Below are 24,393 nucleotides of genomic sequence, written 5' to 3' on the forward strand. Positions count from 1 at the left end.
GGATCCGCCGGCCGATGATGGCAAGCTGCTGGTGCTGGGCTACGGTTGAGTGCAGGATCGCCAGCTGATGAAAAACTTCGACAATAGCGAGTCGCTATAAGGTTCAGGGATGCCCGGTTACAGAGACAGCGGGAGGTGGCGTACGCTTCTGCATTTGGCCGTATGGGTGGCCTGCGGTGTGGCGCTGTCCATCTGGGTGGCCCAGATCGTGTGGCTGGCCGCGTCCGAAAGCCGTGTGGACGCCTATGCGCGCGCGATCCTGCTCCAGGCCGATTCGGTTGCGGACAATATCGTGACCGCGCTGGAGGCCATCAATCGGGATTCGAACCCGATCTGTCGTGAGGACGATCAGGCAAGCCTGAAACAGATCGCCTTCCATTACCGGTTCGTGAGGGACGCCGGCCGAATGATCGACCGTGACGTACAGTGTTCGGCGCTGTGGGGGGCATCGGCAAAGTACCGGATCGAGGGCGATGGCAAGTTGGGCAAGACCGGTTCGATGCTCTGGCGGGCGGTCTTCGATGATGACGGCAGGCACATCAACGTGGATATCACCTCCCGGGGCTCGGCGTTCGTGGTGACTTCCCCGGTAGCGTTTTCCTCTTTCGAATCGCCACCCGAGGAATTGAGTGCGCGGGTGACCTCGGCGGACGGCCAACTGATCATGCGTTCCTTCGGTCAGCTCAAGCGTCTGGGCTATCTGGAGGGCAAGAATGTCAGGGTCTGCTCGGACCGGTTCAGCATCTGCGTGGAGGCGCAGGTGCAAAGCCATGTTCTGTCCTGCAAGCATGCCGGACTGCTCGGCCTTGTGATCCTTCTGGGGGCGGTGTTCGGTGGCCTGGCCTGGTATGCGCTCAACCACAGAATCACCCAATCCAGGTCATTGCCGGTGCGCTTGAAAAAGGCGATTCGACATTCGCGCATCGATCTTGTCTATCAGCCGATTGTCCAGGCCGGCAGCGGTCGGATCTGTGGCATGGAGGTGCTGTCCAGGTGGCACGACCCGGAGCTTGGCTGGGTGGCGCCCGACAGCTTTTTCAGCGTGGCGGCGGAGTTGGGGCTGGCCTTTGATCTCAATAAAATCGTCCTGCGAAAGTGCCTGGCCGAGCTGTCCACGGTGTTGCAGGCCAATCCACCGTTGTATGCCAGCATCAACCTGGCGGCCAGGGATCTGCTGGACCCCAGGACCCTGGTTTTCTTGAAGGCAGAGGCCGCGCGGGCGAACGTCCGACTGGCACAACTGGCGATCGAGGTGCTGGAGAGTTCCACGGCGAACATGGCGATGGTCGCGCAGAAAATCGATGAGTTCCGCGCCCTGGGCGGCCAGGTGTTTGTCGACGACTTCGGTGCCGGCTACTCGAGTTTGTCCTACCTCGCCAATCTGCGGGTCGACAAGATAAAGATCGACCGATCCTTTACCAGTGCGGTGGGCGATTGCTCGCCGGCGGCGTTCGCCCTGCTCAAGGTCAACGAGATCGCCGAGGCCATGGATGCCCAGGTGATCTTCGAGGGCGTTGAGACCGAACAGCAGCGGCAAGCGGTCCTGAACTTCTGCCCCCAGGCCTTTGCCCAGGGCTGGCTGTTCAGCAAGGCGCTGCCGATCGACGAACTGCTGTCCAGGATCGATCTGGCCAGCCTGACACTCAAGCCCTGAACTCGAAGCGGGCTTCCCGCGACGGCGGCGAGTCGTCTGTCACCCTGGCTCGCAAACTCAGGGCGTCGATCAGACCGCAGGCAATGGCCATCCCCACGAGCGAGGGCAGGCTCTGCGCTTGCATTCGCTTCATCACCCGACTCCGATACAGGTCGATGGTCTTGATGCTCACGTCCAGGTGTTCGGCGATCTCTCGGTTGCTCAACCCCTGGACGAGGGGAATGAAGACATCCCGTTCCCGCGGCGTGAGGCTGTCGATTCGCTCCTGAACCTGGGCCAGTTCCGTCGTGCCGGCGAGCGAACTGCCTGCGCGATGCAGTGCTGCCTGAACGCTGTCGAGCAACAGCTGATCGTTGTAGGGCTTTTCGATGAAGTCGCAGGCGCCGGCCTTGAAGGCGCGAACGACGATGGGCACATCGGCATGGGCGCTGACAAAAATCACCGGGATCTTGAGGCCGCGCTTGTGGAGCGTCTCCTGGACAGCCAGACCGCCCATGGCCGGCATGCGAACGTCGAGCAGCACGCAGGCCGGCCCGGCAGGATCGACGGCGTCAAGGAAGGCCTGGCCACTGGTGAACGGAACGGCCTCCAGGCCCACCGACTCCAGCAGCCAGACGGTTGAGTCGAGCATGCCCTGGTCATCGTCGATCACATACACCGTTGCCTTCATCAGCGTTCCTCTTTCCATCCGTTATTGACCGGCAGCCTGCAGCACAGCACCAAACCACCCGTGTTGCCGGCCCGTGCCTGCAAGCTCCCACCGAAGCCTTCGACGATGCTGCGGCTCATCGACAGGCCAAGCCCCAGCCCCTCAGGCTTGCTGGTGGTGAAGGGGGTGAAAATCTCATCGAGGCGCTCGGCGGGCACGCCGCCCCCCTGATCCGTCACCTCGATCTGCAACCAATCACCCTGGCGCTCGGCGCCGAGCAGAATACGCGACGGTTGGCCGCCATGCTGCTCCCGATTGGCATCAATCGCGTTACGCAGCAGATTGAGCAGGACCTGTTCGAGCAGCACAGGGTCGGCGTACACGCCTGGCAGGTCATCGGCCATGCGCAACTCTATGCTGACCTGATCCCGCAACGCTTCCCAGGCACACAGGCGTACCGCTTCGCTGGCCACCTGGGCCGGGACCAGTTCCTGCAGTCGGCGGGGCTCTTTGCGCAGGAAGGCGCGAAGCCGCCGAATCACCTGCGCGGCGTGAGTGGCCTGTTCACTGATGCGTTGCAGGCCTTGGCTGATCCGGTCGCGGGCCTTCGGGTCCTGGTCGAGACTTTGCAGGTAGCGCTGACTGGCACTGGCGTAATTGACCACCGCTGCCAGGGGCTGATTGATTTCGTGGGCGATGCCGGAGGCCAGCTCGCCGAGGGTCATCAGGCGTGCGGTGTGAGCCAGCTCATCCTGATGCCGTCGCGACTGCTGCTCCCGCAGTTCGCGTTCCGTCATGTCGCGGGCCACGAGAGAGTAGTAGCGTTCTGCGCCAATGGCGCGATGGGCCAGCAGCACCAGGGAGACCGGAAAGGGGCCGCCTTCGCGCCACGGCTGAAGCCGTGCCTCTGTCTGCCACACCCCCTGTCGCTCAGCGTTCTCCCACCCTTCGGTGTCCAGCCTCTGGCGCGTCTGATCATCCAGCAGCGCGGCGAGGGGGGGCAGTGCCTGCAGGCCATCGAGTGCCAAGGCCCGACGTGCGGAGGCATTCAGGTAGCTGATGTGCCCCTGGCGATCGATGAACAGCACCAGGTCGGTATTGGCCTCAACGACTTCGGCCAGACGACGGCGGTTTTCCTGGGCCTCCACGCGAACGCTGACATCGCGCGAAATGCTGACGATCTCTGCCACCGCACCCGTGTAGGTCTCGCGGATGGCATGGCTGGCAATCTCGAACCAGCGGTACCCCCCATCGGTGTGGCGTACCCGGCAGGTCATGGTGTGGTAGCCGTCCTGCACCAACGCCGCGGCGGCCACGGGTAGCACCTCCCGGCATTCACGCGGGTGCAGCAATGCTTGCACCGGCCTGTCACGCAGTTGCTCGGGCCACAGGCCTAGCAAGCGGTACGCGGCCGGCGAGGCATCGAGACACACCCCATCCGGACTATGGCGAGAGATCAGGTCAGTGGTGTTTTCCGTGATCAGGCGGTAGAGCCGACGCGCGCGGCTGGCCTCTCGAATGCTATGGCGCTCCTCACTGGCATCCCGGCAGCGCACCAGGACTTGCCCGTTCGCCTCATCGGGCACATAGGTCCAGAGGAAGGTTCGCTCATCCCGTACGACCTCCACGTCAATGATCGAACGGTTTTGTCGCAGACAGGCCTGGACCAGCGCGGGGTGATTGGCCGCCAGCACGTTCCCCAACTCGCCAGACTCGGCAATCAAGGCCTGCAGGGCAGGGTTCAGGCTCAGTGGCTGGGCGTCGGCACCTGCGAGCAGCGTGGGCTGTGGATCTTTTTCCAGCAGGGGGAATGATCTCATTTTTATCGGTTTCAGCTTGTTTTATAGTATTTGTACCATATTGCTATGGTAAATAATCCAATTATTATAGCGGTTCGCGTAAAAAGCGACGGTGGGAGTCTGAGGCCTTGCTCAGCTCCCGACCCCTGATCAGAGCTAACAATCAGCCACCGGGGATCATGCGCACTGGCTGCGCCTGGCTCCCACACAGGATGACCGCATGTCGATCTTCTCCCAGGGCTTGCAGCCCACCCCTGTCAATCACGTCGCCTTGACCCCCTTGAGTTTCATTGAGCGAACCGCCGCCATCTACGGTGAATATCCGGCCGTGATCCACGGCGCTATCCGGCGTAACTGGAGCCAGACCTATGAGCGCTGTCGGCGGCTGGCAAGCGCCCTGGCGGGGCGCGGTGTCGGCCCTGGCGATACCGTGGCGGTGATGCTGCCGAACATTCCCGAGATGCTGGAAGCGCACTTTGGTGTGCCCATGACCGGGGCGGTGCTCAACACCCTCAATGTGCGCCTGGATGCCGAAGCGATTGCCTTCATGCTCCGGCACGGTGAGGCCAAGGTGCTGATCGGCGATCGTGAGTTTCACCGTGTGATCAGCGATGCACTGGGTAGGCTGGAGCACCCGCCGTTGGTCATCGACGTGGACGATCCGGAGTTTGGCGAGGGCCAGGCTGTCAGCGAGCTGGGGTATGAGGCGTTTCTGGCCGAGGGCGATCCGGCATTTGCCTGGCAATGGCCGGATGATGAGTGGGCGGCGATTTCGCTGAACTACACCTCCGGCACCACCGGCAACCCCAAGGGCGTGGTCTACCATCATCGCGGTGCCTACCTCAATGCCATCGGCAACCAGATGACCTGGACCATGGGCCATCGCCCGGTTTACCTGTGGACCCTGCCGATGTTCCATTGCAACGGCTGGTGCTATCCCTGGACCATCACTGCCCTGGCGGGTACCCATGTGTTCCTGCGTCGGGTCGACCCGCAGAAGATCCTCATCCTGATCCGCGAGCACCGGGTGACCCACCTGTGTAGCGCACCGATCGTGTTGAACGCCCTGGTCAACATGCCCGACACCGCCAAGGCGGCGATCGAGCACAGGGTGCAGGCCATGGTCGCCGGGGCAGCGCCGCCGGCCAAGGTCATCGGTGCCATCGAGGAGATGGGCATTCAAGTCACCCATACCTACGGTTTGACCGAGGTGTATGGACCGGTGACGGTCTGCGCCTGGCACGACGAGTGGGACGCGCTGTCGTTGCAAGAACGTGCGCGGATCAAGTCACGCCAGGGGGTGCGCTACCCGACACTGGACGGCCTGATGGTCGCCGACGCGCAGACCCTTCAACCGGTGCCGCGTGACGGTAATACCCTGGGCGAGATCTTCATGCGGGGTAACACTGTCATGAAAGGCTACCTGAAAAACCCGGAGGCCACGGCCGAGGCCTTCCGGGGAGGCTGGTTTCACACCGGTGACCTGGCGGTCTGGCATCCCGATGGCTATGTTGAAATCAAGGACCGGCTCAAGGACATCATCATCTCCGGTGGCGAGAACATCTCGACCATCGAGGTCGAGGACACCCTGTACAGGCACCCGGCAGTCCTTGAGGCTGCCGTGGTGGCCCGTCCGGACGAGAAGTGGGGGGAGACGCCGTGCGCCTTCGTCGCCCTCAAGCCCGGGTACGGTGCGACACAAGCGTCGGATATCATCACCTGGTGTCGCGAGCACCTGGCCGGCTTCAAGGTGCCCAAAACCGTGGTGTTTGGTGAACTGCCCAAGACCTCGACCGGCAAGATCCAGAAATTTCTCCTGCGCGACTGGGCCAAGGCTCTTTGAACGGTGAACTCACAGATGACTGATTACACTGCACCGCTGCGTGACATGCGTTTTGTTCTTCATGAAGTGTTTCAGGGCCCGGCGATGTGGGCCCGTTTACCGGCGCTGGCCGAGCGTGTCGACACGGACACCGCCGATGCCATCCTCGAGGAGGCGGCGAAGATCACCGGGCAACTGATTGCACCGTTGAGCCGCAACGGAGATGAACAGGGTGTTCGCTTCGACGCTGGCGAGGTGACCACCCCGGACGGTTTCCAGGCGGCCTGGCAGACGTACCGCGAGGGCGGATGGGTGGGCCTGGGGGGCAACCCTGAATACGGCGGCATGGGCATGCCCAAGATGCTCTCGGTGCTGTTTGAGGAAATGATGTATGCCGCCGACAGCAGCTTCAGCCTGTACTCGGCGTTGAGTGCGGGGAGTTGCCTGGCCATCGATGCCCACGCCAGTGAGGTTCTCAAGCAAACCTTCCTTGCCCCGATCTACGAAGGCCGCTGGTCGGGCACCATGTGCCTGACCGAGCCGCATGCCGGGACCGATCTGGGGTTGATCAGGACGCGGGCTGAACCGCAGGCAAACGGCAGCTACCGGGTCACGGGCAGCAAGATTTTCATCACCGGCGGCGAGCAGGACCTGACCGAGAACATCATTCACCTGGTGCTGGCCAAGTTGCCCGATGCACCGGCGGGCCCCAAAGGTATCTCTCTGTTCCTGGTGCCCAAGTACCTGATCGGTGCCGATGGCGGCCTGGGCGAGCGTAATGGCGTCCACTGCGGGTCGATCGAGCACAAGATGGGTATCAAGGCATCGGCCACCTGCGTCATGAACTTCGACGGTGCGGTGGGTTACCTTGTGGGCGAGCCGAACAAGGGGCTGGCGGCGATGTTCACCATGATGAACTACGAGCGTTTGTCCATTGGCATCCAGGGCATCGGCTGCGCCGAGGCCTCGTACCAGAACGCTGCCCGCTACGCCAATGAGCGCCTGCAAAGTCGCTCTGCAATGGGCCCGCAGGCCAAGGACAAGATGGCCGACCCCATCATCCACCATGGTGATGTCCGCCGCATGTTGCTGACCATGCGGGCCCTGACAGAAGGCGGGCGCGCGTTTGCCACCTATGTCGGCCAGCAGCTCGATCTGGCCCGTTATGCCGAGGCTGCGGGGGAACGCGAGAACGCGCAGCGCCTGGTCTCGCTGCTGACGCCCGTGGCCAAGGCCTTCTTCACCGACAATGGGCTGGAGAGTTGTGTGCTGGGCCAGCAAGTGTATGGCGGCCACGGCTACATCCGCGAATGGGGCCAGGAGCAATTGGTACGGGACGTACGCATCGCGCAGATCTACGAGGGCACCAATGGCATTCAGGCTCTGGATTTGCTGGGGCGCAAGGTGCTGGCCGATGGCGGTCAGGCTCTGGCTGTGTTCACCGACGAGATCCGCCTGTTCTGTGCCGACGCTCCACTGCATCGCGATGCGGTGCTCCAGGCCATTGAGCGGCTGAGTGACACCTCCCACTGGCTGATGCGCCATGCGGTGGATGACGCGAACCTGATCAGCGCCTCCGCAGTGGAGTACCTGCAGTTGTTCGGCCTGACAGCCTACGCCTACATGTGGGCACGAATGGCGGCCGCGGCTCAGCCAGCCATGGCAGACGATCCGGCGTTCTACGGCGCCAAGCTGGCCAGCGCCGAGTTCTTCTTCCAGCGTCTGTTGCCCCGTTCGTTGGCCTTGGAGGCCAGCATCAAGGCTGGCAGCCACAGCCTGTACCAGTTGCGGCCCGAGCAGTTCTGATCAGCATGTCTCGCCAGCTCGCTTCTCGACGTCACTCAAGCCTGGCTAGCCTTTGCCACTGATAGCTAAGGCCAACGACTAGGTGAAACGGGAAGCGGTGCTTCCCGCACCTCAACGACGTGCTGTCAGCCTGTGGAGCCGACTGTCTGCGTCTCCAGCATTGAGTCCATACGCAGTTGTGCAAGCTCAATCAGGTGCACGACACCCATCGCCAATTTGCGATTAGAACCGGTCTGGTTATCGGCATGCTCATAAGCTGTGGCCGCAGCTGATTGCAGGATTGAGTAGACATCGATCAAGGCTTCCTCCTGGTTCTCAGGTTCGGGCAGGCGTCTGCCAGCACCGTCAACCGGTGATGATTTCGAAGCAGCGTCTGGCCGGAGGTTGTAGTGAGACAAAGCCCGGTCCGCAACACGCGGATTGATGCCACCAGCATGGGAGGAGGGCGGGGGATTTGGCGTGACCTTGAACATAGGGTGGTTACTCCCGATCTGTTTGGGAGCCGTCACATTCGCGACTAAACGAAGAGGTGGCAGCCGTACGCAGGTTAGTCGACCGGTGATCAGGAAAACCGGCGCACCGAAGTGCCCTGCGCACGGCTACCATAAAAAGGAGGCTGCAAAAAAGCGCCTCGTAGAAGGTGGCGCTGTGCGCCTGATCAAACTGGCGGGCGACTAAACCCGGTCACTGAATTGGCAGTGACGAAACCGAGCCTAGCCCCGCGATCAGGCGCAAACAAGCGCTCGGGATTTTCTAGGAAATTTCACTCAAGGGAAAGGGAGTTGTCTGGTTTGGCGCTGAATGGGCAGAAGCTGCTGATCGGTGTCTTCGTGGAAATGGGGTAGAACCCGGCGGGATCTTTTAGAACCAGTGTTCGTGCATTTTCGAAAGAAATTCAAGGGTAATCGGCAGACGGGATGCTGAACCGATGACCGAGTCGATCCCGCACTTCGGACACAAAGCGGTTCTATCCAGATCAACCCATTCAGTGATTGCTGAGGGTGAAAACACGCCTAAACAATAAAAACAGCCACAGTGATCGCTTGCTTCAATTTGAGCACGGTGATTGATAGAAAACAGGTGCGCTGAGATTACATCCATGGCCAACTCCTTGAACTTCAAATTGACTAGCATTTCTTTCTTGCTGTCTTGGTCGACGAACTCGGCCAATAGCTGCCGGTCGCGAGAGACATAACACGGCCAGAAGCGGACGTTTGCAATAGGTAAAAAGATATTTCTTTTCGCTATGAACGCTGACTTCTAAGCTGTGAGATGTTGCGGCACCGTAGCTCAATGCCCCGACGATGCGTTGGGGTCAATGCTGATTTGCATCCCCCCTGCCACACCATGGAATGACCAAATGCACCCATCGTTAAAACAAGCGCTCGACATCATTAATATTGAGCGCAACGCCGCCGAATACACCCAGGCGTTTGACGTGGTGAACGAATTGGTAAGCGTATTTGGCGAGCTTGACCTAGCCAATCGCCTTTTCGCGGAGATACCTCGAACAGTGGCCGAAGAGCTGGTTGTCGAACTGTTCAATTTATTGGCTTGGCAAACGAACGATAACGGCGCGGCAATGACGCGTGAGGTCGAGACGTGGCTCCGAGAACAGCACGATCCGCGCAAGCTTAGGATTGCCATGAGCCTGGATGTGTATCCATTTCCAGATGCCCAGGAGATGTATCAGGTGTTGTCCACGCTGGCTGCGGCTGTCCCAGAAGTGGCGGCTATGTGCCAGACGCTCATGACGTCACGAAAGGCGAGCACACAGAGTCAAACATGACGAAAGAAGCACCACTGGGTCCGCAATGGGTCGATAGCTGCCGGTCACAGATGGCTGCGCCGCCCCGGAGCCATACACGGTGTTTCGAATGCCGCCGAAACATGACGTGGGTGTGGCGGGGCTAACATTGAGACTTGGAAGCCTCTGGCCGCTTCACAGGCGAAGCCTGGACACTGACTCCAGAACGCTTCAAGATTAATCTATACCAGCTCATTCCAGTACCGCACACCTAGACGTGCAATCCTACGATCTCGCCGTTCTCATCAGTTGCAGGCAGATCATACGTGTCGATCAGTTCGCCTTTGGCGAAAACGAGTCTAGGCATCCAAAAGGAATGCTTCGCAACCAGCGGCAACAGTTGAGCCAAGGACAATGCATCTGCGGGGCTGCATAGTTTGAAGAAATACAGGCTGCCCCAGTCCTCTTGAAAATACCTCTTGAGGTCATCCCTATCGAGCGTCTGTGATATGGGTCGCTGGGCAGGGTCTTCTTCATCAGGTTGAGCGCAATACTTCTTAAATAATTGGTCGCGTAGTAGCTCGAATGCGTGCTCCTCCCATTGAACTGGGGATTCGTCGTTTTCTATGTCAGGGACTTCTGAGCCATCAAAGGCGAGTAGAAAACCCCTGCGGAATGCATCTTCAATTGGCCTGCATTTCTCAGCGGCCTCTGCGATCTGATGCCAGCTATCGAGTCCAACGACCTTGGCGGTGATCTCAAGCGCTTCGTGGTGAGGAATCTGGCGCTCTCGCTTGAGATTGCGAGCACGTTGTTTCAGAAGGGAGACGGCTTTTAGGGGTATCAGGAAAACGCGTTTCAAGTGGTAACTCCTCTGATCGCGGAGATTCGGTGCCCACTGCCGAGATCCGCACAGGGAATCCCAAACGCTGTAAATCAAGGAGAAGATCGTCCCATTCGGGTTTGCCTCGGTGGGCAGCAGGCTTCGATCAAGCCTGGCTGCATATTAGGTTGGCTCGGCCAATGATTCAATCCTTCAAAACCATCGTTCTCGATGCTGATCGGTCGCTGCCTCTGGACCCATTTCGCGTAGCGGGTTTCCGTAGGGACTAGACGGCTTCGCTAATTTAGCTTGGAGCGAAGTCATGCTTATCTAGCCGAATGGTGTCAACGCACCCATGAAGCGGCTGTTTCGAATTTTGAAAGCGGAGTGGAGGCCGAAGGTGGATTACATGACGACAGAGTTGGTCGAGTAGAACATCGGCCGCTACCTCATGCAGTGGTACAACTGGACAAGGCCGCATCAGCACAACGGTTTCGTACCGCCGGCTGTTGCGGAAGAAAAACTCAATTCTGTGTCCGGGAATTTTGACCACTACACTGTTCGCTGGGGGCTAGAAAGTGGCGAATGAGAAGCTGATAGGTGGGCTCGATGCTGTGAACACCAGGTGGGGTAGTGGGACGATGCGGATTGCGAGCGTGCCAGTCGATCCAAGCTGGGGCATGGAGGAGGGAACACGACAAAATCGACGAGCTGTGGACGGTCTACTGTAAGTGATGCAGTAATTTTGGCCAGGTAGCGTCAGCTCGTCTCAAGAATTTGGTATGTCGATCTGCCGGTAGTCGTTGAGGCATGGTATAAACGTTTCTAATTAAAATAACGATCAAACTGGGGCTTCTATGCAAATTGAAGAATTCATCGGTAAGTACCGAAATCATCCAATATTCTTTGTAGGGACAGGAGTGAGCCTCCGTTATCTGGCCCAGTCCTATACGTGGGATGGACTGCTCAGAAAGATATCTTGTGATTTGCGGGGTACTGATGAGTTCTACTATGACATTAAGGCCGATTGTGATGTGGATGGCGAGTTTAGGTATGACAAGGTTGCTACCAAGCTTGAAGAGGTCTTCAATAGAGAGGTTGGGCAGAACCGCGACGGCCCGTTGAAGTTTGTTAACGATATTTTCTACGAAAATATGAAGAGCGGCGTCAATGTAAGTCGGCTTAAGATTTATATTTCTCATCTGCTTGGCGATACGACGATCAAGGATGGGTACGCAGATGAGCTTGCTGCGCTTAAACGTGCCAGTAAAAATATTGGCTCCATCATCACAACTAATTATGATCGCTTTCTGGAGGATTTTTTCGAGTTTTCGCCTCTCATTGGGAATGATATTCTCCTGAGTAACCCCTATGGTTCAGTTTATAAAATTCATGGATGTGTCGAGCATCCCACAAAAATCATTATCAGCGAGGCGGACTACGAGGCATTTTTCGTCCGCTACGAACTGATTCGTGCTCAGTTGCTTTCTTTGTTTATACATAATCCTATTGTCTTCCTCGGTTATAGCGTGAGCGATGAGAATATCAAGGCCCTCCTGAGGACAATTTTCACATATGTTAAGCCTAACTCCGAGCACGCTAAGAAAATCCGAGAGAATTTTTTGCTGGTTGAGTACGAAGCTGGATCTGATTCGACTGAAATTTCAGAGCACGACATTGATCTTGAAGGGTTCTCTTCTACAATAAGAATCAATAAAATCAAGACGGATAATTTTTCGGCTGTATATGAGGCAATTTCGAGTCTTATGTTGCCGGTAACGGCAATGGATGTTCGGAAAGTGCAAAACATTGTTAAGGAGATTTTTGCGGGCGGAGAAATCAAGGTGACGATTACGGAAGACCTTGATTCGCTTAAGAATAGCGATAAAATTTTGGCTATTGGCTCGGCTAGAACTATTCAGTATCAATATTTTACTGTTTCTGAAATGATTGGAAATTATTTTAAGATTCTGGAGGAGTCAAACTATCAGTTGCTTGAGTTGATCAATAAGCAAAAAATCCAGTCCAGTCAATTCTTTCCAGTGTTTGGCTTCTCTAAAGTCTGCAAAACCCTCGTGGAGGAGAAGCGGCTGAAAGAACAGCAAAGATCAAAAATCAAGGCAGTGGTTGAGGCGACAAAAGACCGGATTAAGACTGAGCATAATACTATACAGGCCATATTGGACGATGAGACACTTGCGGCCACGAATAAGTCAGCATCAATTATTTGGTCGGCTTACAAAGGCCTGGTTTCATTAGATGACCTCGAACAGTACGTAAAATCTCAGGCAGATCGAAATTGCACCGAGTTTAAGCGATTGCTGTGTGTTTATGATTTGCTAAAGCATGGTTAATGGCAATTGGAGTGAGCGAAAGGGGAAGAATGTGTATAGTTAGCGTTAGCCAAGAACCGCAATGACCTACCTCTTTCGCCCGTAGGTCGCTTTCGGCTGGTTCAGTTAGACCACTTCCTGGCACACGATCCTGTGTGCCTAACGATTTACCGAGCTGCTAAACCCGATCACTGGATTGGCAGTGACGGATCGAGACTAAATCACCGAAATTATCAGGTGCGACCGGCTAGGATTTTCTAGGAAATTTCATTCAAGGGAAAGGGGGTTGTCTGGTCGGTCCTTGAATGAGGATGAAGCGGCCAATCCCTTCATGACCTTCGGTGAGGCTGCAGCGCTCATGCCCAGCATCTTTGCTTTTCCTTTTGTTCGTCTGTATGTATGTACAGTTTGAGGCGTGAAGCTAATCTGCATCGGCGATGCTGATGAAACGCTGGCTTTTGCTGGATGAGCTACTATATTGCGTGATCTCAATATGATTTCATAACAGCGGAAGTTGACTATGTTCACGCTCAATAGTGCGGTAATTCACAGTTTTAGGAAGTTGGCGCACACCGAGTATGTCGGTGAGGTAGTTAAAAAGGAGGTCCCCCTGCAACCGGACAACCCCGCTCTGCAGTCGTTGGTGCAAGGTATCAATGGGTTGATCGGAAAAGAAGGTAACAGTGTGGTTTATGGCCAGTTCGCTGCGGAGGATCGTCAGGGACCCTTTCCTAGGCGCTTCGCCAGCTATGTTGGAGCACCTGGCGACCCGCAAGAGTTTATCGCCTTGACTCATCTAGCAATGGATGAACTGGTAGATCAAGCCTCAAAGCAGGTGTTATCAACTGGGGGGCATATCCTTTGTGCGCAGTATTCTTCAGGCGGTGGAGAGTACTTTCTGGTTGCGAGCATGAAAGAGCGCGGGGCCATTCAGTTGGATGAGAACTACGTGCCAACTGCGATCCAAGAAATTGATCTGAGTAAGGTGCAACAGGCGGCCCGCATCAATGTGGATCGCTTCCTTGCGGCACAGGTGGAACAGCAGGCAGAAGACACGTCAGAGGTTGGCGCCGAGGTTGCAGATAGAGAGGAATTGGACACAACCTATTTGTGTTTTATCAGTCGCGGGCGAGACAGCCAGGCGTCCGACTATTTCATTACTGCATTGGGGTGTGCTAAAGGGGTCGCTTCCGGTCGGGCGACGAAGAACGCTATCGACCAAGTTAATCGATTTTTTCGTGACAAGAAGCCTCTACGAGCTTTGGCTTACCGAGCCAAGGATGCAGTAGTGAGATACTTGCAAAAGCAACTAGATGAAGGAAAGCCGGCGCGTTTGGATGCTATTTGCCACGTTGCTGTGCAGCACGTTCCTCCCGAACTTGTCGACGAGATTGTGGGTCTAAAAGATTATCTCAATAATGAAAAGAATCGGGTGCCCGAAGACTTCACTGTCAATGCCACCTCCCTGCGACAGAAAACTCGCATTAAAGGTGAGGCTACCAATTGGATGCTGCAGTTTGATCGTGGTGCACTCGGTGAAGACCCTACAGCAGATGTTTATTATGACTCGGGTAAGCGAAAATTAACTCTATCTAATTTGAATGCTGAGCTAGTTGACTTGATCGAAAAAGAGCTAAAGGCCAGGGTCGAATAATGTTTTCTCATGTCGTCGCTCTCTACCGCTCGGTTGGGACTCCAGAGATTCGTCATGGTATCTTCAGCTATGAGGGACCTGCCAATGCAATTATCCGAACGGCTTTGAGTGATTGTTCAAAACTAACGGCTGCATACGGTTCCTTAGAGTTATATCGGCTTGAGGGGAATGAACTAGAATTCGAATTTCACCTGCCGGGAAATGAAAATGGACGCTTCTATTCGGGATTGAAGGAATTCGTTCAGAGAAATGGTGCTCTAGGTAAAGGGCGCTTTCCGAGCAATGTATATATTCATGAGCTTGCTTGGGCAGATTGCGATGATGTCACGCCGCCGCCGATCCAGGCATTGAAGCAGGTCTGCCGGCTTGTCGAACTATTGACGCAACTAGCAGTGGGCGTCGATCGTGAAAGTGATCCTGATGCCTACAATTTGTTTTTTGCCTTACCACCCGATGGGGAGAAGCCCCCACGTACCTTCCTATTGTCTACACGTGTGGGCGTTACTCTGATAGACCATCCGCTGTCACATATAGGCTTGCTTGAGGAGATACTTCACCCTAAGAACGAAACCAAGGCGCATGTCAGTGAACGAAAGTTAATGATGTGCATGGCTGTGGCCAGCGTGATTGAGAATCACCAGGAAGATGGAAACCTACTGAGCACAATTGTAAAGGAGTGGCGGGAAGTCCTCAGCACCTACCGGGTGAATCTACAAACCTATGTTTATCGCTTTTCGTTTGATCGGGCGCGTAGGGAATTGGCCCAGGCGGAAGTGGACTACGGTAGTAAGCTCAGTGGAGTGTTGGGGGATATCGCTGGCAAGATGCTGGCGCTACCTGTCTCATTTGCGGCGCTGGTGCCGTTGCACGCGGCAAAGTCTTGGTTTGAGGCGGCGGTCTACTTGATAGGGCTTTGTGTGGTTACGATGGTTCTGCTATTGGTACTGCATAATCAGCGGTTACAGGTCGAGCGCTTGTTGCACAGTTTTAATGTTATTTTTGACGAATTTAAATCAAAACTCCCTACTTATCCCCTAAAATTGCAAAGCTTACTGCAGACCACAATTGAGCAGGTTGATCGTCAGGGCAAAAGCCTCACCAGTACTTTCCAGATGCTTCAGTGGTTGGCTTGGCTTCCAGCATTACTTGCGTGTGTAGTTGTGGTTGTGAAGTACCGCGAGACGCTAGGAGCACTCATCTTTGAGCTACCGGCATCGGCTACACTCCCGGAGGTTCTGATGCCCTGGTTCCTTAGCCCATAGGCTCAGCAGGGGGAATCCAATTGAAGCCCATGGTTTTGCTGTCCAGGGCGCTGGACCAACAGCTTCTGGTCGGGCTCATCACGGGGCGGTGATGACGCCAAAACGATCAATCCTTCACGGTACCCACCAGCGAGTCGATCAACATCGCCGAAGCGGTATCGCCATTCTCCAGCATCAGTTGGCGCAGCGATTTACCAAACACGGGCACCGGTGTGTCGAAGGAGAAGCTGGCCTTGCCCTGGTAGCTGGCAACCACGCGAATCCGATCCTCGGACCAGCGGATCGTGTGGCCGCTTGCTCTTTCGCGATAGTCCTTGAGAAAGGCCGCTGCCAGCGGGGTTGTGCCGTTGAGGTCCGCGGCATCGAGGTCGGCACCCGCAGCAGCAAGGGCCTGCGCGAAGCTGAGATCGCGCTCGGCCATGCAGGCATGCAATGGCGTCTCACCCCCGTAAGCTTTGGCGTTTATGTCACTGCCTTTGAGCAGGGCCTGAAACAGCTCCTGTATCTGATCGCCGGTGTTGCGGCGCCTCAGCAGCTTCTCGGTCCGCCTGCAGAACAGTGACAGGGCCGTGTCGCCGTAGGCGTTGTGCGCCTTCAGGTCTTCCTTGCCAGCCAGTGTGATCATGTGTCTCAGGCTGCAGTTGAGAAAGTGCAGGGGGCCCAGGCAGCTCATCAACCGGGTGTTGCCCTCGCCATCGCGGCCCATCGGATCGGCACCTTCGGCCACCAGGTAGTCGTAGGCGCTTTCTGCGGCCGAGGTGATCAGTGGGCGATCCTGACCGGTCAGCCGTTGATTGATATCGATGCCGGAGCTTTTCAACAGATAGGCGAAGCCGTCCAGGTCCTTGAGGGCCATGCTTCCATCCGGGGTGAGGTGGTCACCGCCTGAGGCCCTCCAGACACGCTCGGCCATGGGGGTTCTGTTCGGCGGATTGTCGTAGTCGCGCACCGTGGCTTCGCCGAATTGGTAGCGGGTCCAGACTCCCACCTGCTGGTCATCCTGATAATGGCCTTTTTCTTCCACGGTGCCGGCGGGCCAGTCGCGCATGAAGTAAATTTCCGAAGGGCCGTTTTTCTTGCCGGCGCTGTAGGTGACTTTGGTTCTCGGCACCCTTGTACCTTGGGCGTCTACCCAGGTCTCCAGCACACCGTTGAGCACGCCATTCTGGTACGTGGCGCGGTCCTTGAGGTCGCCTTTGTAGTCGTAATGTTCCACCCGGCCATCGAGCTTGCCGGAACCGTCGCTGGCGAAGGTTTCCAGCAAGGTCAGCTTCTGTTCCCCCTCGATCACCCGCCATTTGCGCTGCGCACCGACGCGCACCTCACTGCCCGCCAGGGAGGTGCTGTCACCGACCTGCAGGCCGGTGGCGCAATCATAGGTTTGCACGGCGCTACGTCCGCCTTCCTCCGTCAACAACTCCTGCAGTTGCCGGGAGAAGGTGCCCGTGCACCAGGTCTTGCGTGTCCCGACGAACACGCCGGCTTTCAACTGGCCTTCGACCAACAGCGCGCCGCTCGGGTCGAACTGTTTCCATTCTCCCACGGCCCGGCCATTTTCCACCTTGAAGGACAGCAGCAGCTGGTCACCGACCTTATGCGTCACGGTGCCATTGAGGGGCTGACCGGACTGGGGCTCGATGTACAGCGCATGGGGAGAGCCGAGCCTGCCGGCTTTGGCGGAGATTTCATCGAAGGTGTACTCGGCATTGCAGCCGGCCAGGGCCAAAGCCAGGGCACAGAGCGAGAAACGTTTTTTCATCACTGATCCTTGTAATAAAACCTGGGGGGCGACAGTTACGGGGGCAGCGGCCTTGCTCAGGGAGGTGGCGGCCGCCCCCCATTGCCCTTGACCTCCTTCTCCAACGACTCCAGCCGATTGGCATCCGGATCCCCCTCGAAGATCGTGCGTGAGTTGTCCTTGCGCTGCTGGTGCCGCGCGATAATTGCCGAGGGTGAATTGCTGGTCAGGGAACGGCGCATTTCCAGGTCGGTGAGCAGGTTGGCGATTTCCTGTTGCAGGGCCTCGCGCTCGACGTCGATGGTCTTGGCGGCGAGGCCGCTGGCGGACACATTGGGCTCCTTCTGGCCGGCGAGCAGGGCGCGTTGCAGCAGCAGGGCTTTCTCCAGAATGCTGGTGACGGCAATTTCCGAGACCAGGCGCTGGGCCAGCAGCTCCTGGTCGGGCTCATCACGCAGGGCGGTGATGACGCCCCGGGTGATCGGCATCGAGTTGCTGCCCGCGCTGGCGAGATTTTCCGGCGTGGTGGTCTGGCTGCCGTCGATCAACGCCTTCAGTGCCTTGAGCTTGGCTTCGTACTCTTCCTGAATCAGCGGTGTCAGGCCCACGCCAGCGGTGGCGGTGCTCTTGGTGCAGTCTTCACACGTTTGCTGTTCGTCTTCCCCCAGCACGCGGTTGGCAAACCCGGCCGCTTCATCCGGTGATTTCCAGGTCTTGCACAGCAGGCCGCTGTTGCAGGCCTTGGGATCGATGCTGCTGTTGTCCGTGGCACCGCGGCCATTGAGCAGGTTGTAGCCGGCCTTGGTCACATCCTTGACCACCTTGATCGGTGCCTGTTGTTTGCCTCCGGCTTTTTCCCCTCCAACCCAGGGCACACCGGTGTTGCCGTTGTCCTTCTCGGCCTGGGCGGTGACCGCAACGGCGTCAGTGTTCTGGGCCATGGCCTCCTTGAGTGCCTGGCCCTCGGCGAGCGCACCCCAACGGTTCTGGTTGCCGGCGACTTTCATCATGCGCTCGGCCATCTCGCGGCAACTGGCCTTGGAACGGTCGAAGTCCAGCCGTGCCTGCAGGATGCCGTTGGTGAGCAGGTTGTAGAGGCCTGGGTCCGCGCGCTGAATGATCAGCGCCGGCAGCGAGGCCACAGCCCCCGTGGCGCCCTGGATCAGGTCGCCCATGATGTTCTGGAAACCCTCGGTGAGGCCGTTGAGCTGGTTGTGCAGGGTGGTGTTCAAATCCATCTTCCCGCACATCAGGTCGGTGTTCCACCCCACGCCGACCTGGAGGCTTTGCATGTCGCCGGCCCGGCCCATGTTCACGGCGCTGCCACCGCCAATCCGGTACAGCACGTCGTCACTTATGGCACTGCCGCTGCTACCGAACTCTGTCGCCGTGGCTGGCGGCGGAACGCTCCCCAGGGCCATGAGCAGAAGCAGCCAGCGACTGGGGCTGGGGCGGCGAAACGATGACATCCGAATCATGAGAGGCTCCATTACGAGAGAGGCGATCGCTCGGCGTCGCGAGGTCATTGGCCGCCGGTGCTGCCCAGGAAAGTCTGTCCTTCCTGCTTGCAGCAGCTGTAGGGGCGCCAGAGCGACCAGGCATAGGCGCCATCCGGGGCCTGCTGGTGAATGCCCGGTTCAGGGAAGGTGGCACAGGAGGCACTGGCCGTCGGCGTCAGTTGCTGCCACTTGCCCGTCAGCGCATCGGATTCACGCAACTCGCCGGCGGGCCAGTAACCGGGCTTGGCGAGTGCCAGCAGAGGGCGATAGACATGCACCTGCCCAGGGCGGGTCACGATGTCGCCGGCGCGCTGGGCCATCACCGCTGACGCCTTGTAGTCATCCGGCTGGTGCAGGAAACCACTGCGCGGATAGACGTTGCCCCACAGGTTCATCGACAGCCGACTGCCGACTTCGCGCATGCCAGGGACCAGCGACTGGGGGAATACACTCTCAGGAATGCCGTGGCGCCAGCCAATCGGGTCCAGGGTGCTGAGAAAATGGGGCATGTAAGGTGTTCCGGTACCCTCGCAGGTGTAGCCCGAACCGCTGGCGAAGGCGTTGAAGGCGGCGATGCCGGGATGACCGATCACGTCGACGTTCTTGAATACCGAGAGGCTGTTTTCGCGGGAGCTGTTGGTGGTGCCACTGCCGCCCCCCTGGGCACCGGAGGTTGGGGCGCTCAAGGCCCTGACCTCTGTCCAGGGGTTGTCGCCCGTGCTGGAATAGCTGGAAACCACCGCATCCGGCACGTAGTGCCGCACCTTGGCGGAGGTTTTGACACTGCAGCCGAAGTTAGTGCAACGCAGCCAGTAGCACACCCCCACGACCTGGTACTCCAGGCAATCGGGCGAGGATACCGTCGGGACGATGCTGGCGGTGTTCAAGGCAAAACTCAGGGTGCAGTAGGGCAGGGTCAGGAGGGCGGGCAACCAGCACCTGGCACCTCGATGAGAAACGCGTTGCATGACGAAGATCCGACTGGAAGAAAGGTGGATCTTCTGAAAAGCGCTGCACGTCTACCGCCTGAAAACAGGTTTATGGCTGACTGTATTTGGAGGGGAGCCTGGTGCCCCATCCAGGCAAGCGCTGCACTCGATTGGCGGCTGGTACGAAGTCGAACGGCAGGCCAAAGACATGAGCGACGAAGATCGCTGGCGATTACGCCAGGAAATGGCGGTACCCATCGCTGAAAAGTTTCATGAGTGGATGCTGGTTCAGCGCGCACTTGTGTCCGAGGGCTCTGCTACGGCCAAGGCTCTGGATTACAGCTTGAAACGCTGGGTAGCGCTGACGCGCTACTTGGAGATGGTGCCGTGCCCGTCGACAACAACGCCGTGGAGAACCGGATCAGTCCATGGGCGCTCGGTAGGTCGCCCTACGCCGCGAGCATTTGAAATTGCTCAGTTGTTGCCGCATAAATGGACGCACCTATGTCATTACTCTTGAGAATCCTTGTAGGCTATGTACGAAATCGCTTGAAACTTGGTTATGCGGCGTTAAAAACCGGCTCGGAATGCTCATTTACTCCAGTAAAGTCGGGCGCGACCCCGGCCGTCCCTCGCCGGTTTTTGCCTTGCCTAACCTGCGTTTCAAACAATTTCGTACACAGCCTAGCCTGCCATGAAATCGCCATAACTGCCCGGCAAAGGTGCAAGACTGGCCGCGAAAGGTTTCCAGGCGGCCGTCAGCGCCAGGCCAGGTGCCGCGCGATCAGGCCATGTCGCCCGCAGCAGCCCTCAGGCACTCAAAGGCTCGGAAATCTCGATCAGGTTCAGGTCCGGGTCCCGCACATAAACCGAACGGATCGGTCCGGTCGCGCCGGTTCGCTGCACCGGCCCCTCGACGATCGGCCACTGCTGCGCCTGCAGGTGCGCGATCACCGCGTCCAGCCCCTGGCTGGCGATGAAGCACAGATCCAGGGCTCCGGGCACCGGTAGATGCGCCTTGGGCTCGAACTCCTGGCCGCGCACATGCACGTTGATCTTCTGGTTGCCAAAGCGAAACGCCAGGCGGCCCTGGCCAAAGGTTTCAAGGCTCATGCCCAGCACGCGAAGGTAGAAATCCTTGCAGGCCTCGACATCGAAAGTGGTCAGTACCAGGTGGTCCAGGTGATCGATCATTGCGTGCTCTCTTGGTTGAAAGGGATCGTCTGTCGACTGCGCGTCGATTCTGCGCTCATGCCCAACCCAGCGTCATCAGGTACAACACACCATAGCGGGCAGCCTTGGCCAAAGTGACGATCGCCAGGAAGCTCCACAAGGGCTCTCGCATCAGGCCGGCGACCACCGTCAGCGGGTCACCGATCACCGGCACCCAACTGAGCAACAGTGACCACCGGCCATAGCGATGGTAGGTGCGCTGGACACTCTCCAGCCGTTGGCCGGACACCGGGAACCAGGCCTTGTCCCGCCAATGCTCCAGATAGCGCCCGAGCACCCAGTTCACCAACGAACCGGCGACATTGCCGACCGTGGCGACACACAGCAGGGCCAGGGCCGGGTGCTGCCCGGCCCAGAGCAGCGCGACCAGAACGGCTTCCGATTGCAACGGCAGCAGCGTGGCGGCGCCGAAAGCCGAAATGAAGAGGCCGAGGTATCCGGTCGTTTCCCACATGATCTCAACCCGTCGGATCCGCAGCGCAGCCTGGCATTCGGCTACCCCACCGGCATTGGATGATTTGCCCGTGGAGACCCACTAGCCCTTGTTTTTCTTCTTGTTGATGCTTTTCATGCGGGCGCTGGCCCGCTGCACCGTCGCCATCTTTTCCGGGCGTTTCATGCCACGCCATTTGCGGATTTCCTCGCGGGTGCGCCCGCAGCTCACGCACATTTCGCTGTTCAACTGGCACAGCGAAACGCAGGGGTTTTCAATGTCCTTCGCCATGGATCAGGCAGCCCGGTATTCGACCGTGAGGTGAGTCACCTCGTGGACCGGCTTCAAGGCCTCGCGCACATCCTCGGCCGACAGCTCCGGGGAGCCCTGCACGCTGACGATCGCCGCCCGCGCCTCAGGCCCGACACGCCAGACATGCAGGTCGGTGATCCTGAGTTTGCCCGACTGGTCGAGCAACTCGCGGATCTCCTCGGCCACGTGCTCGTCGGTCCGGTCCAGCAGCACCGAAGCGGTGTCCTGCATCAGTACCCAGGCCCAGCGCGCGATGACGACGGCACCGACGATACCCATGACCGGGTCGAGCCAGACCCAGCCCAGGTATTTGCCGGCCAGCAGCGCGACGATGGCCAGGACCGAGGTGACCGCATCCGCCAGCACGTGGACATAGGCGGAGCGCAGGTTGTTGTCTTCGCCGTGGGCGTGTCCGTGATGAGGGTCATGCCCGTGACGGTGCCCATGGCCGTGATCATGGCCGGCGCCGCCCGCCAGCAGCAGCGCGCTGACGATGTTCACCGCCAGGCCGATGACCGCGATCAGCGTGGCCGTGCCGAAGCGGACCTGGGTCGGCTCGAACAGGCGCATGAGCGATTCGATGCCGATCCCCAGCGAGATCAGGCCGAGAATCAGCGCCGAGGCGAAGCCGCCCAGGTCACCGACCTTGCCGGTGCCGAAGCTGTAGGCGGCGTTGCCGGCATGCTTGCGCGCGAACGCGTAGGCTGCCGCGGCGATGCCCAGGGCGCCGGCATGGGTCGCCATGTGAAAACCGTCGGCCAGCAACGCCATGGAGCCGGTGATGTACCCGGCGGCAATCTCACCGACCATCATCACGACGGTGAGGATCACCACCCAGAGCGTACGCCGGGCATTGTCATCGTGGCCGGCGCCGAGGAAGTCGTGGCTGTGCAGAGAGTTCGTGGTGCTCATGGCGACCTCACTTCGAGTAACGGCGAATGGCTTCGAGCAGGTCTTCAACCCCCTGCGCCCGCTCTTCGTCAGTGAGCCCCACCCGCGCGACATGCTCGCGGGCGTGGTCCTCGATGATCTCGTCGAGCAACCCATTGATTGCCCCACGGGTCGCGGCCACCAGGTGCAGGGTCTTGGCGCACTCTGCATCGCCTTCCAGGGCACGTTCGATGGCCTGGACCTGGCCGGCGATGCGCCTGACCCGCTTGAGCAGGTCGTCCCGGTTGGATTTCATGTGCGACATAGCATACCCCCCTACCCTATATTGAGGCGTATGATGCCGCCCGGCTGCTCCCTTGGCAAGGCAACAATCCTCAAGGGCGAGTGAGGCCCCTGATCCAGACCGACATGGGCGGCAGAACCTGTCTGCCGCCCCCCACTCAGTGGTTGTAGGCCCGCTCGTTATGCTCGGCCAGGTCCAGCCCCATCTCCTCGACGTGTTCGTCGGCACGCAGGCCGACCAGCAGCTTGACCACCTTCAGAATGATCCAGCTGACCACGAAGCAATATATTGTGGTGAACAGCACGCCCTTGATCTGCGCGACCACTTGGCCGCCCAGGGTCACGCCTTCCACCAGGCCACCCAACGACGGCACGCAGAACACGCCGGTGAGCACCGCACCGATCATGCCGCCGATGCCGTGCAGGCCGAACACGTCCAGACTGTCGTCATAACCGAGGCGTTTCTTCAGCACGGTGACGCTCAGGTAGCAGAACACCCCGCACAGCAGGCCGATCGCCAAAGCGCCGCCGACGCCGACATAGGCACAGGCCGGGGTGATGCCCACCAGGCCGGCCAGGGCGCCGCTGGCCAGGCCCAAGGCACTCGGCTTGCCGACCTTGAACCACTCGGTGAACATCCAGCCGAGAATGCCGGCACAGGCCCCCAGCTGGGTGTTGAGCATGACGATACCGGACAGGCCGTTGAGCCCCCCGCCCGAGCCGATGTTGAAACCGAACCAGCCGACCCAGAGCATCGCCGCGCCGGTCATGGTCAGGCTCAGGTTGTGGGCCGGCATCGGCGCGTTGGCATAGCCCTTGCGCTTGCCCAGCATCAGGCAGGCCGCCAGCGCCGCGACGCCGGCATTGATGTGCACCGCGGTGCCGCCGGCGAAATCCAGCACGCCCCAGTTGTGCATCAAGGCTCCCGCGCCCCCCCAGACCATGTGCGCGATCGGGGCATAAACCAGGGTGAACCAGATCGCCATGAACAGCAGCGCCGCCGAGAACTTCATGCGTTCGGCGAACGCACCGGCGATCAGCGCCGGGGTGATGATGGCGAAGGTCATCTGGAAGGTCACGAACACCCCTTCCGGAATGTCGCCGACCAGGCTGTCCGGGGTCATGCCGGCGAGAAACGCCCGGCTCAGGCCACCGACGAAGCTGTTGAAACTGACCTGCCCCTCGACCATGTTGGTGGTGTCGACCACCATGCTGTAGCCGAAGATCACCCACAGCACGCCGACCAGGCCGGCAATGCCGAAGCACTGGGTGAACAGCGACAGCATGTTCTTGGCCCGCACCAGCCCGCCGTAGAACAGCGCCAGCCCGGGCAGGCACATGAACAGCACCAGGACCGCCGCCGTGACCATCCAGGCGGTACTGCCGGTGTTCAGGGTCGGGGTATCGGCGGCCTGGGCCAGGGGAGCGCACGCGCCAAGCGCGAGCAGTGCGAGAAGGGATTTGCCGGGTAGACGATTCACCATTTTCGAAGCTCCTGCAATGAGATGGAAAAGTGCCGGGCAGAAA

Annotated in this window: 22 protein-coding genes and 1 pseudogene; 9 read left to right on the plus strand and 14 right to left on the minus strand. The window is 58.8% G+C overall.

All coding sequences use genetic code 11. The features are described from left to right. Positions 1 to 178 precede the first annotated feature (178 nt). On the plus strand, positions 179 to 1,654 hold the full coding sequence (locus tag PF66_RS20445; RefSeq protein ID WP_160320664.1) for an EAL domain-containing protein: 1,476 nt from the start codon (positions 179 to 181) through the stop codon (positions 1,652 to 1,654). Here the strand turns inward: PF66_RS20445 and PF66_RS20450 are convergent. Next, positions 1,644 to 2,324 (minus strand): response regulator transcription factor, encoded by a 681-nt coding sequence (locus PF66_RS20450; protein ID WP_054058126.1) that lies wholly within the window; start codon positions 2,322 to 2,324, stop codon positions 1,644 to 1,646. The genes PF66_RS20445 and PF66_RS20450 overlap by 11 nt on opposite strands. Next, positions 2,324 to 4,123 carry a PAS domain S-box protein gene (locus PF66_RS20455; protein ID WP_054058125.1) on the minus strand — a complete coding sequence of 600 codons (1,800 nt, stop codon included), beginning with the start codon at positions 4,121 to 4,123 and terminating at the stop codon, positions 2,324 to 2,326. Before PF66_RS20455 ends, PF66_RS20450 begins: the two co-directional genes overlap by 1 nt. A 199-nt stretch (positions 4,124 to 4,322) precedes the next feature. Here PF66_RS20455 and PF66_RS20460 point away from each other — a divergent pair, with 199 nt between their 5' ends. Both PF66_RS20460 and PF66_RS20465 read left to right on the plus strand, forming a co-directional pair. Next, a complete protein-coding gene (locus PF66_RS20460; protein WP_054058124.1) occupies positions 4,323 to 5,945 on the plus strand; it encodes an acyl-CoA synthetase in 1,623 nt (540 codons plus the stop codon). A gap of 15 nt (positions 5,946 to 5,960) precedes the next feature. Further along, complete coding sequence (locus tag PF66_RS20465) at positions 5,961 to 7,730, plus strand: acyl-CoA dehydrogenase C-terminal domain-containing protein (protein ID WP_054063678.1); 1,770 nt, start codon at positions 5,961 to 5,963, stop codon at positions 7,728 to 7,730. A 125-nt stretch (positions 7,731 to 7,855) separates the two neighbouring features. Here PF66_RS20465 and PF66_RS20470 read toward each other — a convergent pair whose 3' ends face one another. After that, the gene (locus tag PF66_RS20470) at positions 7,856 to 8,203 is read right to left on the minus strand and encodes a DUF6124 family protein (RefSeq protein ID WP_054058122.1); all 348 of its coding nucleotides are present in this window, start codon (positions 8,201 to 8,203) and stop codon (positions 7,856 to 7,858) included. A 388-nt stretch (positions 8,204 to 8,591) separates the two neighbouring features. Beyond that, positions 8,592 to 8,831, minus strand: coding sequence for a hypothetical protein (locus PF66_RS32175; RefSeq protein WP_054058134.1), 240 nt, complete (start codon positions 8,829 to 8,831; stop codon positions 8,592 to 8,594). Between the two features lie 259 nt (positions 8,832 to 9,090). Here PF66_RS32175 and PF66_RS20475 point away from each other — a divergent pair, with 259 nt between their 5' ends. Continuing rightward, positions 9,091 to 9,519: a hypothetical protein gene (locus PF66_RS20475; RefSeq protein WP_054063679.1), complete on the plus strand. Its 429-nt coding sequence runs from the start codon at positions 9,091 to 9,093 to the stop codon at positions 9,517 to 9,519. Positions 9,520 to 9,748: 229 nt separating this feature from the next. Here PF66_RS20475 and PF66_RS20480 read toward each other — a convergent pair whose 3' ends face one another. After that, positions 9,749 to 10,339, minus strand: coding sequence for a hypothetical protein (locus tag PF66_RS20480; protein WP_054063680.1), 591 nt, complete (start codon positions 10,337 to 10,339; stop codon positions 9,749 to 9,751). A gap of 575 nt (positions 10,340 to 10,914) precedes the next feature. On the opposite strand from PF66_RS20480, the gene PF66_RS32180 reads away from it, so the two are divergent. The 4 genes from PF66_RS32180 (at position 10,915) to PF66_RS20495 (ending at position 15,549) form a co-directional block, all read left to right on the plus strand. After that, positions 10,915 to 11,031 (plus strand): hypothetical protein, encoded by a 117-nt coding sequence (locus tag PF66_RS32180; protein ID WP_342633327.1) that lies wholly within the window; start codon positions 10,915 to 10,917, stop codon positions 11,029 to 11,031. A gap of 126 nt (positions 11,032 to 11,157) precedes the next feature. Then, a complete protein-coding gene (locus PF66_RS20485) occupies positions 11,158 to 12,654 on the plus strand; it encodes an SIR2 family protein (RefSeq protein ID WP_054063681.1) in 1,497 nt (498 codons plus the stop codon). A gap of 499 nt (positions 12,655 to 13,153) precedes the next feature. After that, entirely contained in the window at positions 13,154 to 14,287 is a 1,134-nt protein-coding gene (locus PF66_RS20490) for a nucleoid-associated protein (RefSeq protein WP_054063682.1), read from the plus strand. Further along, positions 14,287 to 15,549 (plus strand): hypothetical protein, encoded by a 1,263-nt coding sequence (locus tag PF66_RS20495; protein ID WP_054063683.1) that lies wholly within the window; start codon positions 14,287 to 14,289, stop codon positions 15,547 to 15,549. Before PF66_RS20490 ends, PF66_RS20495 begins: the two co-directional genes overlap by 1 nt. 106 nt (positions 15,550 to 15,655) lie before the next feature. On the opposite strand, the gene PF66_RS20500 is transcribed toward PF66_RS20495, so the two are convergent. Genes PF66_RS20500 through PF66_RS20510 form a run of 3 tightly spaced genes read right to left on the minus strand, consistent with a single transcriptional unit; the run spans position 15,656 to position 19,754 of the window. Next, positions 15,656 to 17,308: a hypothetical protein gene (locus tag PF66_RS20500; RefSeq protein WP_054063684.1), complete on the minus strand. Its 1,653-nt coding sequence runs from the start codon at positions 17,306 to 17,308 to the stop codon at positions 15,656 to 15,658. A gap of 56 nt (positions 17,309 to 17,364) precedes the next feature. Further along, positions 17,365 to 18,765 (minus strand): integrating conjugative element protein, encoded by a 1,401-nt coding sequence (locus tag PF66_RS20505; protein ID WP_054063685.1) that lies wholly within the window; start codon positions 18,763 to 18,765, stop codon positions 17,365 to 17,367. 44 nt (positions 18,766 to 18,809) lie between these two features. Beyond that, positions 18,810 to 19,754 (minus strand): TIGR03756 family integrating conjugative element protein, encoded by a 945-nt coding sequence (locus PF66_RS20510; protein WP_054063686.1) that lies wholly within the window; start codon positions 19,752 to 19,754, stop codon positions 18,810 to 18,812. A gap of 109 nt (positions 19,755 to 19,863) precedes the next feature. Here PF66_RS20510 and PF66_RS32185 point away from each other — a divergent pair. After that, positions 19,864 to 20,162, plus strand: a pseudogene (locus tag PF66_RS32185) (IS66 family transposase); the annotation flags it as partial. Positions 20,163 to 20,525: 363 nt separating this feature from the next. Here PF66_RS32185 and PF66_RS20515 read toward each other — a convergent pair. From PF66_RS20515 to PF66_RS20540, 6 genes are all read right to left on the minus strand, one after another. Beyond that, on the minus strand, positions 20,526 to 20,909 hold the full coding sequence (locus tag PF66_RS20515) for a VOC family protein (RefSeq protein WP_054058037.1): 384 nt from the start codon (positions 20,907 to 20,909) through the stop codon (positions 20,526 to 20,528). A 55-nt stretch (positions 20,910 to 20,964) separates the two neighbouring features. Beyond that, positions 20,965 to 21,402, minus strand: a complete 438-nt coding sequence (locus tag PF66_RS20520) for a YqaA family protein (RefSeq protein WP_054058038.1) — start codon at positions 21,400 to 21,402, stop codon at positions 20,965 to 20,967. Between the two features lie 81 nt (positions 21,403 to 21,483). Then, positions 21,484 to 21,672 carry a DUF1289 domain-containing protein gene (locus PF66_RS20525; RefSeq protein ID WP_054058039.1) on the minus strand — a complete coding sequence of 63 codons (189 nt, stop codon included), beginning with the start codon at positions 21,670 to 21,672 and terminating at the stop codon, positions 21,484 to 21,486. 3 nt (positions 21,673 to 21,675) lie between these two features. Beyond that, positions 21,676 to 22,605, minus strand: coding sequence for a CDF family Co(II)/Ni(II) efflux transporter DmeF (gene dmeF / locus PF66_RS20530; RefSeq protein WP_054063687.1), 930 nt, complete (start codon positions 22,603 to 22,605; stop codon positions 21,676 to 21,678). 7 nt (positions 22,606 to 22,612) lie between these two features. Further along, positions 22,613 to 22,888 carry a metal/formaldehyde-sensitive transcriptional repressor gene (locus tag PF66_RS20535; RefSeq protein ID WP_054058041.1) on the minus strand — a complete coding sequence of 92 codons (276 nt, stop codon included), beginning with the start codon at positions 22,886 to 22,888 and terminating at the stop codon, positions 22,613 to 22,615. 136 nt (positions 22,889 to 23,024) lie between these two features. Beyond that, positions 23,025 to 24,350 carry an ammonium transporter gene (locus tag PF66_RS20540; RefSeq protein WP_054058042.1) on the minus strand — a complete coding sequence of 442 codons (1,326 nt, stop codon included), beginning with the start codon at positions 24,348 to 24,350 and terminating at the stop codon, positions 23,025 to 23,027. Positions 24,351 to 24,393 lie beyond the last annotated feature (43 nt).

It is taken from the genome of Pseudomonas asplenii, from assembly GCF_001293465.1.
GTDB lineage: Bacteria > Pseudomonadota > Gammaproteobacteria > Pseudomonadales > Pseudomonadaceae > Aquipseudomonas > Aquipseudomonas fuscovaginae_B.